This is a genomic window from Ensifer canadensis, from assembly GCF_017488845.2.
GTDB classification, from domain to species: domain Bacteria; phylum Pseudomonadota; class Alphaproteobacteria; order Rhizobiales; family Rhizobiaceae; genus Ensifer; species Ensifer canadensis.
The window spans coordinates 3,589,715-3,601,994 of record NZ_CP083370.1; the positions used below are offsets into that span (position 1 = coordinate 3,589,715).

Consider the following 12,280-nt stretch of genomic DNA (forward strand, 5'->3'; position numbering starts at 1 on the left):
TCGGTCGAAACATGTTCGAGGATGGGAAACCTACCCGACCTGTTCAGTGATCCATTCGCGGAAGGCGAGACTGATCGGGTTTTCGAGTTTGCCTTCCGGAACCGCGAGATAATAACTGTTCTCCGTCTGCATCGGCCGGTCGAGAACGATGCGCAATGTTCCCGCTGCCAGCTCCTGTTCGATCAGATAGCGGGGCAGCAAGGCGAAACCGAGACCGGCCGTGGCCGCCTCGATCACCATCGAGAACTGATCGAAGCGGTTACCGCGATAGGCACCCCTTCCATCCATGCCGTTGGCCTCGAACCATTGCGCCCAGAGTTTGGGTCGCGTCGCCAGGTGCAGCAGCGGACCGCCGACGATATCCTCCAGCGTCGCCACCGGATTGGCCGCAAGCAGGGTCGGGCTTGCCGCCGGCACGATGATCTCGCTGCAGAGATAGCTGCAGGTGGCATGCGCCCAAACCGGCTGGCCGTAGTGGATGGCGATGTCGAAGTTCTGCTCGTCGAAATCGAAGGGTGCCGACCGCGACGCGATATTGACCACGGTATCGGGGTGCTGGCGAAGAAAATCCGGCAGCCGCGGCACCAGCCAACGGCTGCCGAAGGTCGGCAGCGACGCGATCGACAATGTCGAGTCGGCGCGCGCCGAGGCCATTGCCCGCACCATCAGCTCTTCGGTCTGGTTGAGCAGGCGGCGAACCTCGGGCAGGAACTTCTGCCCGGCCTCGGAGAGAATGACGCGCTGGCGCACCCGCTCAAACAGGAGAACGCCGAGCTGGTTCTCCAGATCCTTGATCTGACGGCTGACGGCACTCTGGGTCAGATTGAGTTCGGCGGCTGCCTGCGTGAAGCTGCCGTGCCGTGCCGCGCATTCGAAAGCCTGCAGCGTCGTAACATCAGGAACCAGTCTGCGGCTTAACTTCATTCCAGCCTCGCATCAACATAGTCACAAGCAGCGCGATCAATGGCCGCTTCCTTTGGATATGATCCGAAATGAGAATGACCTTGTCCTTCACCCATAGCGCGAGGCGAGCCCCAGTGAAAGAGAATAGTTTCGTATCCGCCGATGATATCCGTTCGGCCTTTTCCGCAGCCATGTCGGTCATGTACCGCGAGGAAGTGCCTGCTTACGGCACGCTGATGGAACTGGTTGCCAAGGTCAACGACGATACGCTCAATGCCGACCCGGCGCTGAAAGAGCGCCTCGATGCGACGGATTCGCTTGATCGCATTTCCGAGGAGCGCCACGGCGCAATCCGTCTCGGCACGCCTGCTGAACTCTCGATGATGCGTCGCGTCTTTGCTGTCATGGGCATGTACCCGGTCGGCTACTACGATCTTTCGACCGCCGGCGTACCGGTGCACTCGACCGCCTTCCGCCCGGTTGGCGAAACCGCTCTGAAGCGCAATCCCTTCCGTGTCTTCACCTCGCTTCTTCGCCTTGACCTGATTGCGGACGAGAGTCTGCGCGCCGCATCCGAGGCGATCCTGGCCGAGCGTCGGATCTTTACGCCTGTTGCCATCGAACTCGCCGAAAAGGCCGAGCGTGATGGCGGCCTCGACAAGGCCGACGCCGAGCGTTTCGTCTCCGAAGTGCTGGAGACCTTCCGCTGGCACGACAGGGCCAATGTCAGCGCCGACATGTACAAGCGCCTGCATGACGCCCACCGGCTGATCGCCGACGTCGTGTCGTTCAAGGGCCCGCATATCAACCACCTGACGCCGCGCACGCTGGATATCGACCAGGTCCAGGCGCTGATGCCCGAATTCGGCATCGCGCCGAAGGCCGTCGTCGAAGGTCCGCCGACCCGCAAATGCCCAATCCTGCTTCGCCAGACCTCGTTCAAGGCGCTGGAAGAGGCCGTTTCCTTCCGTGATGGCGGCGGCGACTGGAAAGCCGGCTCGCACACCGCCCGCTTCGGCGAGATCGAGCAGCGCGGCATTGCGCTCACTCCCAAGGGCCGTGCGCTCTACGACGAGCTTCTGGAAGCCTCGCGCAAGATCGTGCGCCCGGCAGCCGACGGCTCCAACGCCCGCGACTATGAAGCCGCGCTTGCCAAAGCCTTCGAAAGCTTCCCCGACACCTGGGCAGGCATTCGCGAAGCCGGCCTTGGCTATTTCAGCTATTCACTGACCGAGAAGGGCTTGAAGACCCGGATTTCCGACCGCCGCGATATCAACACGCTGATCGCCGACGGCCTCGTGCAGTTCGACGCCATCGTCTACGAAGACTTCCTGCCGGTCAGCGCCGCAGGCATCTTCCAGTCCAATCTCGGCGACGGCGCGCAGCAGGCTTTTGTCGCAAGCCCGAACCAGAAGCGCTTCGAGATTGACCTCGGCGCCACAGTGCTCAACGAGTTCGATCACTATGCCGGCATCGAAGAGGCATCGATCGAAAGCTGCCTGCGGGCCTTGACCGCAGCCATGGCTGCGGAATGATGCGTTCACGATGATTGAACAGGTACACATAGACGCGCTGACCGGCATCCTTGGCGACAAGGGTGTGGTCACGCGTGCTGAAGACATGGAAGCCTACGAGACCGGCGCGCGCTACGATCGTGGCCGGGCTTCGGTCGTTCTGCGGCCGGCGACAACAGTGGAAACCTCGGCAACCGTTGCCTATTGCGTGCGTCATGGCATCGCCCTGATCCCGCAATCGGGCAATACCGGACTGGTCTCGGGCTCGACCCCTGATAGTTCCGGCAACGAAGCGATCCTCAGCCTCGACCGCCTCACCAAAGCGTTCGAACTCGATCTCGACAATCGTTCGGTGCGCGTCGATGCCGGGTTCAGGCTTTCCGATCTCAACCGCCGGCTGGAAGAACATGGCCTGTTTTTCCCGATCGATCTCGGCGCCGATCCGCGCATCGGCGGCATGATCGCCACCAACACCGGCGGCTCGCGTTTCCTGAAATACGGCGACGTGCGCCGCAACACGCTGGGCCTCACCGTGGTTCTCGCCGATGAAGACGGCACCGTGCTCGATCTTCAATGCGACCTGCGCAAGAACAACACCGGCGTCGACTGGAAGCAGGTCTTCGTCGGCACGTCGGGCGCCTTCGGCATCATCACGGAATGCGTGCTCAATCTGGAGCGCCTGCCGCAGCAGACGGCGACCGCATTGCTGGTGCCGGCAAGCGGCGCCCATGTGCTGCCGCTGCTGCGCGCCATGGAAGAGCGGCTCGGCGCCTACCTCTCGGCCTTCGAGGGCATGTCGAGCAACGCCGTCAAGGCGGCGTTCGCGCATGTGCCTTCGCTGAAGAACCCGTTCCAGGGCGGACACGTCCCTGAATACGTCATTCTCGCGGAAATCAGCCGCACCTGGGCCCCACGCGAAGGCGAGCAATCGCTCGACGCCGTGCTTGAAACGGTGCTGGCCGAGATCTGGGAGATGGAGACGGCACCGCTCGCCGACGCGTTCGTCGGCCCGCCGCATGAGGTCTGGGCGCTGCGCCACGCACTTTCGGAAGGTGTGAAACACCTGGGCAAGCTGATCGCCTTCGACGTCTCCTTCCGCAGGGGTGACATCATGGCCTTCTGCGACCATATGAAGGCCGAAATGCCGACGAGGTTTCCTGATGTCACCGTCTGCGACTTCGGCCATATCGGCGATGGTGGTGTACACTTCAATCTCGTGGTGCCGAAGGACAGCGCGCTGCTCAGCGATCCGACATTCGAGCAGCGTTTGAGAGAATGGGTTTTCGCCGTGGCGGTCGAGGAGTATCACGGCAGTTTCAGCGCGGAACATGCGATAGGCCGCCGCAACCAGGCCTACTACGACGTTTATACAACCGACAAACTCAAGGACATGGCCGCGGGCCTGAAGACGCTCACCTCGCCGGGGAAACTCGGCAGCGTGCGCTTCGGATAGGCCAGGGCAGGAAAACGGGAGTCAGACCAGATGAACATTGCAACGAAGAAGATCGACGTCACCAAGGAGGCAGCAGCCCTCCTCGAGAAGATGGGCGTCGCCAAGGAACTCTACACCGGCGGCGACATGCCGTCGTTCAGCCCGGTCACGGGCGAACAGATCGCCAGCCTGAAGACGGTTTCGGCCACGGAGGCTGCCGCCAAGATCGACAAGGCGCATGAAGCCTTCAAGGCCTGGCGCCTCGTTCCGGCACCGAAGCGCGGCGAATTGATCCGCCTGCTCGGCGAAGAGCTACGCGCCTTCAAGGCCGACCTCGGCCGCCTCGTTTCGATCGAAGCCGGCAAGATCACCTCCGAGGGCCTCGGCGAAGTTCAGGAAATGATCGACATCTGCGATTTCGCAGTCGGCCTTTCCCGCCAGCTCTACGGTCTGACGATCGCCACGGAGCGTCCCGGCCACCGCATGATGGAAACCTGGCATCCGCTCGGCGTCGTCGGCGTCATCTCCGCCTTCAACTTCCCGGTCGCCGTCTGGTCGTGGAACACGGCGCTGGCGCTCGTCTGCGGCAACTCCGTCGTCTGGAAGCCGTCGGAAAAGACCCCGCTCACGGCGCTTGCATCGCAGGCTATCTTCGAACGCGCGCTTGCCCGCTTCGGCGACGCCCCGGAAGGCCTGTCGCAGGTTCTGATCGGCGACCGCGCCGTCGGTGAAGTCCTCGTCGACAACCCGAAGGTTCCGTTGGTCTCGGCCACCGGCTCGACCCGCATGGGCCGCGACGTCGGCCCGCGTCTTGCCAAGCGCTTCGCCCGCGCCATCCTCGAACTCGGCGGCAACAATGCCGGTATCGTCTGCCCATCGGCCGATCTCGACATGGCGCTGCGCGCCATCGCCTTCGGCGCCATGGGCACCGCCGGCCAGCGCTGCACGACCATGCGCCGCCTGTTCGTGCATGAAAGCGTCTACGACCAGCTCGTTCCCCGCCTGAAGAAGGCCTATGGCTCGGTCTCGGTCGGCAATCCGCTGGAAACCACCGCACTCGTCGGCCCGCTGGTCGACAAGGCCGCTTTCGACGGCATGCAGAAGGCAATCGACGAAGCCAAGGCCCATGGCGGCGCCGTCACCGGCGGCGAACGCGTCGAGCTCGGTTATGCCAACGGCTACTACGCCAAGCCCGCCCTGGTCGAAATGCCTGAGCAGGCAGGCCCGGTCCTCGAAGAAACCTTCGCGCCGATCCTCTACGTCATGAAGTACAGCGACTTCGACGCAGTCGTTGCCGACCACAATGCGGTTGCAGCCGGCCTGTCCTCGTCGATCTTCACCCGCGACATGCAGGAATCCGAACGGTTCCTGGCCGTCGACGGCTCGGATTGCGGCATCGCCAACGTCAACATCGGCACCTCAGGTGCGGAAATCGGCGGCGCCTTCGGCGGTGAAAAGGAAACCGGCGGCGGCCGCGAATCGGGCTCCGATTCGTGGAAGGCCTACATGCGTCGCGCCACCAACACGGTGAACTACTCGAAGGCCCTGCCACTGGCACAGGGCGTCTCCTTCGATATCGAGTAGGACCAAGCGATGACCATCAACGCAACGGTCAAGGAGGCGGGCTTCAAGCCCGCCTCGCGGATCTCTTCGATCGGAGTATCCGAAATCCTCAAGATCGGCGCGCGCGCGCAAGCGATGAAGCGCGAGGGCAAGCCGGTCATTATTCTCGGCGCAGGCGAGCCGGATTTCGACACGCCTGACTACGTCAAGCAGGCCGCCTGCGAGGCGATCCAGCGCGGCGAAACCAAATACACCGCACTCGACGGCACGCCGGAACTGAAGAAGGCGATCCGTGAAAAGTTCCAGCGCGAGAACGGCCTCGCCTACGAACAGGACGAGATCACCATTGCCACCGGCGCCAAGCAGATCCTGTTCAACGCCATGATGGCGACGATCGACGCCGGCGACGAAGTTGTCATTCCGACGCCGTACTGGACCTCCTATTCGGATATCGTCCAGATCTGCGAAGGCAAGCCGGTGCTGATCCCCTGCGACGCGGCCTCCGGTTTCCGGCTCACCGCCGACAAGCTCGAAGCGGCGATCACGCCGAAGACGCGCTGGGTGCTTCTCAACTCACCCTCCAACCCTTCGGGTGCCGCCTACAGCGCTGACGACTACCGGCCGCTGCTCGACGTGCTCTTGAGGCATCCGCATGTGTGGCTGCTGGTCGACGACATGTACGAGCACATCGTCTATGACGGCTTCCGCTTCGTCACCCCGGCCCAACTGGAGCCTCGGCTCAAGGACCGCACCCTGACGGTCAACGGTGTCTCCAAGGCCTATGCCATGACCGGCTGGCGCATCGGCTATGCCGGTGGTCCGCGCGAGCTGATCAAGGCGATGGCTGTCGTCCAGAGCCAGGCGACCTCCTGCCCGTCTTCGGTCAGCCAGGCCGCTTCGGTGGCAGCCCTGACCGGCCCGCAGGATTTCCTGAAGGAACGCACGGCCAGCTTCCAGCACCGCCGCAATCTCGTCGTCAACGGCCTCAACGCCATCGACGGTCTCGACTGCCGCGTTCCGGAAGGCGCCTTCTACACCTTCTCCGGCTGCGCCGGCATGCTCGGCAAGGTGACGCCTTCGGGCAAGACGATCGAGACGGACACGGACTTCTGCGCCTACCTGCTCGACGACGCCCATGTCGCCGTTGTCCCCGGCTCGGCCTTCGGCCTGTCGCCGTTCTTCCGCATCTCCTATGCGACGTCGGAAGCGGAACTGAAGGAAGCGCTCATGCGCATCGCCGACGCCTGCGCTCGGCTTTCGTAACTCGGAAGTAGCCCCTCACCCTAGCCCTCTCCCCGCTTGCGGGGAGAGGGGACGGTCGCGCAAACAGCTGCCTCTCTACTCCTGTTCGCAAAGAGAGTATGAGGCGCTGGCGGCATATCCCTTCTCCCCGCAGGCGGGGAGAAGGTCGCGGCAGCGGGATGAGGGGCGCCCGCTCCCTTCCTTCAAAACGTCGGCGGCGTGCAGGCGCTGATCACCTCGCAAGGTACCGGCCCGACGCAACGAAATCGGTGCGGTCGCCGGCTTTCGAAATAGTACGCATCCCCAGGCCCGAGAATCCGCCGCTCGTCGTCGACGGTGACCTCAATGCGCCCCGACAGCACGATGCCGCCCTCCTCGCCTTCATGCACCAGCGGCACTTTTCCAGTGTCCGCGCCCGGCTGATAACATTCCTTCAGGATCTGCAGGCTGCGGCCAAAGAGATTGTCGCCGATCTGGCGATAGGAGATCGGCCCTTTGCCGATCTCGACCAGTTCCTCTGCGGCGTAGAATGCCTTGCGCGGCCGTTCAGGCTCGAACGAAAAGAACTCCGCAAGTCCGATCGGTATGCCGTCGAGGATGCGCTTCAGTGCGCCGACCGACGGATTGGACGCATTCGACTCGATCAGCGAGATCGTCGAGTTGGTCACGCCCGCTCGCTTGGCAAGTTCGCGCTGCGAAAGATTGTGCATCAGCCGGAGGTGGCGAAGCCGGTTTCCAATGTCGACGCTCATGGGTGTCCATCTCGGTGTTCAGGTTGTTCGAAATATCGCAATTTCGCAAACCTCGTTGTATAAAATTCAATGGCTTGAACGACAACAGAAAAGGACTTGTTTGGCAATTCAAATCATGGCGTCAATCCCCTGATCTTCAGGAGGATGCCATGAACCAGCACACCAAACCCAACGCCCCCGTACTCGACAGCTACTGGATGCCCTTTACCGCCAACCGGCAGTTCAAGGCGGCACCGCGCTTGCTCGCCTCCGCCGAGGGCATGCACTACACCAGCACCGATGGCCGCACGATCCTCGACGGCACCGCCGGTCTCTGGTGCGTCAACGCCGGCCACGGCCGCCGCCAGATCGCGTCAGCCGTCGAACGCCAGCTGTCGACGATGGATTTCGCCCCCTCCTTCCAGATGGGCCACCCGATCGCCTTCGATTTTGCCGAACGCCTTGCCGAAATCGCGCCGGGGCCGGAAGGCCAGAAGCTCGACCGCGTGTTCTTCACCGGCTCGGGCTCGGAATCGGTTGACACGGCGCTGAAGATGGCCATCGCCTATCAGCGCGCGATCGGCCAGGGCACTCGCACGCGGCTGATCGGGCGCGAGCGCGGCTACCACGGCGTCGGCTTCGGCGGCATTTCGGTGGGCGGCATCCTCAACAACCGCCGCGTCTTCCCGCAGCTTCCCGGTTCCGACCATCTGCGCCACACCCACGACCTTGCCAAGAATGCCTTCGTCAAGGGCCAGCCCGAGCACGGCGCCGAACTTGCCGACGATCTCGAACGGCTGGTGGCGCTACACGGCGCCGAAACCATCGCCGCCTGCATCGTCGAGCCGGTTGCCGGTTCGACGGGCGTGCTCATCCCGCCGAAGGGCTATCTCGAGCGGCTGCGCGCGATCTGCGACAAACACGGCATCCTGTTGATCTTCGACGAAGTCATCACCGGCTTCGGTCGCCTTGGCGCTGCGTTCGCCACCGACTTCTTCGGCGTCACCCCGGACCTGGTGACGGCGGCGAAGGGGCTCACCAACGGCGCCATCCCAATGGGCGCGGTCTTTGCCAGCCGCAAGGTGCACGACGCATTGATGCACGGCCCGGAAAACCAGATCGAGCTCTTCCACGGCTACACCTATTCCGGCCACCCGGCCGCCTGCGCCGCGGGTATCGCCACGCTCGACATCTATCGCGATGAGGGCCTGATGACCCGCGCCACCGAGCTGCAGGACGCCTGGCATGATGCCATGCATTCGCTGAACGGCCTGCCGCATGTCATCGACATCCGCACCATCGGCCTCATCGCCGGCATCGAGCTGCAGTCACGCGAGGGTGCTGTCGGCGCCCGCGCCTATGAGGTCTTCGTCGATTGCTTCGAAAAGGGGCTGCTGATCCGCGTGACCGGCGACATCATCGCCTTCTCGCCGCCGCTGATCGCCGACGAAAATCACTTCGGCGAAATCGTCTCGATCCTCGGCGATGCCTTGAAGCGCGCCAAGTAAAAACAAGAGATCATGGTCGCCGCCGAAACGTTTGGCGGCGACCATGACACGCAGATTTTCTGTTCTGCCTTGAGCCGGAGAATCCGGCTAACGGATTAGCATCGCCCTGAAGTCATTGACATTGGTTCCAGTCGGACCGGGCGCGAAAAGATCGCCACTCACTGAGAATGCCGACCAGGCATCGTGGCGCGCCAGATGCGCCCGCGGATCAGCACCGGCAGTACGCATGCGACTGACGCTGCCGCCATCGGCAAAGGCGCCGGCATTGTCCTCAGACCCGTCGATGCCGTCCGTATCCGCCGCCAGGGCATCGATCCCGTCGAGCCCCTCGATGTCGAGCGCCAGCGACAGCAACAGCTCGCTGTTGCGGCCGCCTTTGCCGTAATCCTTGCCCGATATCGTCACAGTCGTTTCGCCGCCGGAAAGCAGCACGACCGGCTTTTCGAAAGGTTGATTGCGCTGGGCGACTTCACGCGCCAGCGCCGCATGCATGCGGCCGATATCGCGCGCCTCGCCTTCAATCGCATCAGAAAGAATGCGCGCCTCTACACCCAATTCCTGCGCCGTCCTTGCTGCAGCCTCCAGCGAGACACGCGCCGACGCAATCACGTGGCATTCGTGCCGACGGAAAACCGGTTCGGACGGATCAGGTGCCCGCGCGGCACCGGATCGCAAGTGGGCCACCACGCCATCGGGAAGAGCCATGCGATAGCGGCCGACGATCTCCAGCGCCTCCTCCACCGTCGACCCGTCAGGCACTGTCGGGCCCGAGGCAACGAAAGCGGGGTTGTCGCCGGGAACGTCGGAAACGACGAGGCTGACGACACGCGCCGGCCCAGCGGCCGCCGCAAGACGGCCTCCCTTGATGCGCGACACATGTTTGCGCACGACGTTCATCGCGGAAATCGGTGCGCCGGAGGCAAGCAGCGCCCGGTTGACGGCGATCTCGTCGGCAAGCATCAAACCCTCCGGCGGCGCCGGCAGCAAGGACGATCCACCACCCGAAATCAGAGCGACAACCAGATCGTCAGCGGTCAGGCCTTCCACCAGCTTCAGCAGCTCTTCCGACGCCCGAAGGCCAGCCTCATCCGGCACCGGATGGGCGGATTGCAACACGCGAATGCGCTCGCAGCGTTCAATCGGCCCGTGGCGCGCAACGACGGCGCCGGTCAGCGGGTGATCCCACAGCTTTTCGAAAGCTGCGGCCATCTGGCTTGCGGCCTTGCCCGCGCCGACAACGATCGTTCGTCCCTTCGGCTTTTCCGGCAGATGCGCGCGGATCGCCTCATAGGGATCGGCGGCGCGGACGGCCGCGTCGAAAAGGGCGGTGAGAAAGGGACGCGCTTCGAAGGCCGCCATCGTCTTCAGCCCGCGATTTCGAGATCGTAGACGAAAATGCCGTCGATGCCGCCTTGCGCCGCCGCGACGATCTTTGCACCGGTCTGCCGATGCTCCGGATCGTCGAGATAGGCGTCACGCGCGGCTGCGTCGGAGAAATCGACGATGAAACCCTCGGCATACCCTTTGTCCATGCCCACTTCCGGGCTGACATTGGCGCCGGCATAGGTCGCGAGAAGGCCGGGAAGCCGGCTTTTTAGCGCCGCGATCTCGGCGAAGATCGACGCTTTCTCATCCGCCGAAACGTCTGGACGAAAGCGAATGAAGACACAGTGGCGGATCATGGTTTTCCTCAACGGATATCGGCGCGGGCACGTGGCCGGGCATCGTTTCGTTCATGGGCGAAGATCTCCGGCGGCAAGGGCTGGCGCTCGCGAATGATGTCGGCGCCCTTTTCGCCCATCATGATCGTCGGCCCGTTGGTGTTGCAAGAGGGAACGCGCGGCATGACCGAACTGTCGCAGACGCGAAGGCCCTCCAGCCCACGCACTTTCAGATCGAGTCCGACCACGGCCATGGCGTCGGTGCCCATCTTGCAGGTGCCGACCGGGTGGTGGTCGGTCTTGGCATTGGCGCAGCCATAGTCGAAGAACTGCTCGTCGGAGACGACAGTGTTGCCCGGCAAACGTTCCGCCAGCACGAAAGGCTTGAGGGCGGCCTGCTGCATGATCTCGCGGGCTATCTTCAGCCCCTCGATCGACATCTTGCGGTCGTGCGGATCTTCCCAGTAATTCGGATCGATCAGCGGCGCTGCGGCCGGATCAGCGTCGGAAAGCCTGACGGTGCCGCGTGAGCGCGGATGCAGATAGGCGGAATTGAGCGTCACGCCGGCGTTCTTCAGTCGCGCGACGCCAGCCTCGATGCCGGAGCCGAGGCCGAGGTGGAACTGGATATCCGGCGAGCGGGCATCCGGGTCGGCGTACCAGAAGCCGCCGGTCTCAAACAGGCTCGATGCCACCGGGCCGGAGCGGAAAAGCACGTATTGCAGGCCGGCCCAGAGCGTCCGGTGCAGCTTCGCGACGTTGTCATAGGTGTGATCGCCGGTGCATTCGGAAATGACGAACAGATCGAGGTGGTCCTGCAGATTGCCACCGACGCCGGGTAGGTCGTGCTTTACCGGCACGCCCACCGACTTCAGGTGATCCGCCGGGCCGATACCGGATTGAAGGAGCAGCTTCGGCGAACCGATGGCGCCCGACGTGACCAGAACTTCCCGCTCCGCCCGGATCGTCTCGCTTCCCTTCGCCGTCACCACCTCGACGCCGACGGCGCGCGTACCCTCGAGCACGATCCGGGCGACGCGCGTTCCGGTGCGAACGGTAAGGTTCCGGCGGTCCTTGATCGGTGAGAGATAGGCAAGCGACGCGCTCGAACGCCGGCGATTGCGCTGCGTCAGTTGGTAGAAGCCGACGCCGGCCTGCTGACGGCCGTTGAAATCGTGATTGTAGGGAATGCCGAGTTCCTGGCCGGCGCGGATGTAGGCATCGCAGATCGGCAAGGTAGAAACCGGCATCGAGACGCCGAGCGGACCGCCATAGGCATGATAGTCGTCGGCGAAGCGCTGGTTGTCTTCGGCGCGCTTGAAATAGGGAAGAACGCTGCGATAGTCCCAGCCGGCACAGCCGTCCTCGGACGCCCAGAGGTCATAGTCGGCCGCATTGCCGCGGGTGTAGAGCTGGGCATTGATCGACGAACCGCCGCCGATGACCTTGGCCTGGGTGTAGCGCAGCACCCTGCCCTTCATGTGTTTCTGTGGCACGGTCTCCCAGCCCCAACTTGCAACTCCCTTGGTCATCTTGGCAAAACCGGCCGGCATGTGAAACAGCGGGTTCCAGTCGCCGCCACCCGCCTCCAGCAACAGGACGCGGACCGACGGATCCTCAGAGAGACGGTTGGCGAGAACGCAGCCGGCAGGGCCGGCACCGGTGATGATATAGTCGTATGTCATTGCCTGTCTTCCTCCACGGCACGGCATTTGGAACGTTCCAA

General features: G+C 63.5%; 10 protein-coding genes. 5 read left to right on the forward strand and 5 right to left on the reverse strand.

The window, feature by feature from the left end; genetic code table 11:
* Positions 1-30: 30 nt before the first annotated feature.
* Complete coding sequence (locus tag J3R84_RS17430; protein WP_025425244.1) at positions 31-924, reverse strand: LysR family transcriptional regulator; 894 nt, start codon at positions 922-924, stop codon at positions 31-33.
* Positions 925-1,037: 113 nt separating this feature from the next.
* Between J3R84_RS17430 and hglS the strand changes: the two genes are divergently transcribed.
* The 4 genes from hglS to J3R84_RS17450 are packed head-to-tail and all read left to right on the forward strand — an operon-like array spanning position 1,038 to position 6,675.
* Entirely contained in the window at positions 1,038-2,438 is a 1,401-nt protein-coding gene (hglS, locus tag J3R84_RS17435; protein WP_025425245.1) for a 2-oxoadipate dioxygenase/decarboxylase HglS, read from the forward strand.
* A gap of 10 nt (positions 2,439-2,448) precedes the next feature.
* Positions 2,449-3,870, forward strand: a complete 1,422-nt coding sequence (locus J3R84_RS17440; protein ID WP_025425246.1) for an FAD-binding oxidoreductase — start codon at positions 2,449-2,451, stop codon at positions 3,868-3,870.
* Positions 3,871-3,900: 30 nt separating this feature from the next.
* Complete coding sequence (amaB, locus tag J3R84_RS17445; RefSeq protein ID WP_025425247.1) at positions 3,901-5,433, forward strand: L-piperidine-6-carboxylate dehydrogenase; 1,533 nt, start codon at positions 3,901-3,903, stop codon at positions 5,431-5,433.
* Between the two features lie 9 nt (positions 5,434-5,442).
* Complete coding sequence (locus J3R84_RS17450; protein ID WP_057210881.1) at positions 5,443-6,675, forward strand: pyridoxal phosphate-dependent aminotransferase; 1,233 nt, start codon at positions 5,443-5,445, stop codon at positions 6,673-6,675.
* A 182-nt stretch (positions 6,676-6,857) separates the two neighbouring features.
* Here J3R84_RS17450 and J3R84_RS17455 read toward each other — a convergent pair whose 3' ends face one another.
* Positions 6,858-7,406: a cupin domain-containing protein gene (locus J3R84_RS17455; RefSeq protein WP_025425249.1), complete on the reverse strand. Its 549-nt coding sequence runs from the start codon at positions 7,404-7,406 to the stop codon at positions 6,858-6,860.
* 149 nt (positions 7,407-7,555) lie between these two features.
* Between J3R84_RS17455 and aptA the strand changes: the two genes are divergently transcribed.
* The gene (gene aptA / locus J3R84_RS17460) at positions 7,556-8,893 is read left to right on the forward strand and encodes an omega-aminotransferase AptA (RefSeq protein ID WP_025425250.1); all 1,338 of its coding nucleotides are present in this window, start codon (positions 7,556-7,558) and stop codon (positions 8,891-8,893) included.
* 87 nt (positions 8,894-8,980) lie between these two features.
* Here aptA and J3R84_RS17465 read toward each other — a convergent pair whose 3' ends face one another.
* The 3 genes from J3R84_RS17465 to J3R84_RS17475 are packed head-to-tail and all read right to left on the reverse strand — an operon-like array spanning position 8,981 to position 12,239.
* Positions 8,981-10,252 (reverse strand): glycerate kinase type-2 family protein, encoded by a 1,272-nt coding sequence (locus J3R84_RS17465; RefSeq protein WP_025425251.1) that lies wholly within the window; start codon positions 10,250-10,252, stop codon positions 8,981-8,983.
* 5 nt (positions 10,253-10,257) lie between these two features.
* Positions 10,258-10,575, reverse strand: coding sequence for a Dabb family protein (locus tag J3R84_RS17470; RefSeq protein ID WP_025425252.1), 318 nt, complete (start codon positions 10,573-10,575; stop codon positions 10,258-10,260).
* Between the two features lie 8 nt (positions 10,576-10,583).
* A complete protein-coding gene (locus J3R84_RS17475) occupies positions 10,584-12,239 on the reverse strand; it encodes a GMC family oxidoreductase (protein ID WP_025425253.1) in 1,656 nt (551 codons plus the stop codon).
* Positions 12,240-12,280: the final 41 nt, after the last annotated feature.